Source organism: Streptomyces katrae (genome assembly GCF_000966975.1).
Taxonomy (GTDB): Bacteria; Actinomycetota; Actinomycetes; order Streptomycetales; family Streptomycetaceae; genus Streptomyces; species Streptomyces katrae.
Genome location: NZ_JZWV01000654.1, coordinates 1 through 883, shown reverse-complemented (window position 1 = coordinate 883; position 883 = coordinate 1). Strand labels below are relative to the sequence as shown.

General features: G+C 69.0%; 1 protein-coding gene and 1 pseudogene. One reads left to right on the top strand and one right to left on the bottom strand.

Annotation, left to right across the window (positions count from 1 at the left end; genetic code table 11):
* Positions 1-202, top strand: a pseudogene (locus VR44_RS23245) (hypothetical protein); the annotation flags it as partial.
* A 19-nt stretch (positions 203-221) separates the two neighbouring features.
* Here the strand turns inward: VR44_RS23245 and VR44_RS23240 are convergent.
* Entirely contained in the window at positions 222-809 is a 588-nt protein-coding gene (locus VR44_RS23240) for a pyridoxamine 5'-phosphate oxidase family protein (RefSeq protein ID WP_045949515.1), read from the bottom strand.
* Positions 810-883: the final 74 nt, after the last annotated feature.

Below are 883 nucleotides of genomic sequence, written 5' to 3'. Positions count from 1 at the left end.
CGCCCGCCGCTACGCCAAGCGCGCCACCCGCCGCTCACCGCCCGGCAGCCTGATCTCGGTGGTGGTCCCGCTCGTCGCGGGGTACTCGTTCATCCTGCTGCGCGGCCCGCTCCTGCAGGCCTCGGGCCGCGTCGCCATCGCCGCGATGTGCCTCGCGCTGGTGGCCACGTACAGGACGGACAAGAACACCACCCTGCGGTAGGGGGCCGGGGGCCGCCCTGTCAGAAGTCGGACGGCGGCAGGGGGAGGGGGAGCCCGGGCAGGCCGTCGATGCTCTGCGCGATGTGCTCCTTCTTGGCGAAGTACTCGCCCAGCGAGGCGTCGTCCTCGCGCGCGAAGCGCTTGCCGTGCAGATCGCGGTCCTCGTCGTACGACATGAAGGGCACCCCGTATCCGCAGGAGTCCCGGACGAGTTCGGCCGTCACGACGATGATCGCGCGCAGTCCGTGCAACGTCGGGTCGATGTCGGGGAAGTGCGCGAGCAGCTCCTTGAACCGCGGGTCGTCCCGGAACACGGGCTCACCCCTGCCGTGCACCCGGACGATGTTGGGCGGCCCCTGGAAGGCGCACCACATCACCGTGATCCGGCCGTTCTCCCTCAGGTGCGCGATGGTCTCGGCCGTGCTGCCCGCGAAGTCGAGGTACGCGATCCGCTGCTCGTCGAGCACCGCGAAGGACCCGGAGAGCCCCTTGGGCGAGAGGTTGACGGTGCCGTCACCGCTGAGCGGAGCGGTCGCGGTGAAGAACACCGGCTGCCGCTCTATGAACTCGCGCAGCCGGCCATCGATGCGTTCGTAAGTCTTTCCCATGTCTAAGCATTATGTAAGGAAACCTTTCGCCTGTCTAACGACTGGGGGCGCGGGCCCGCCATCTCCCCCTCGAG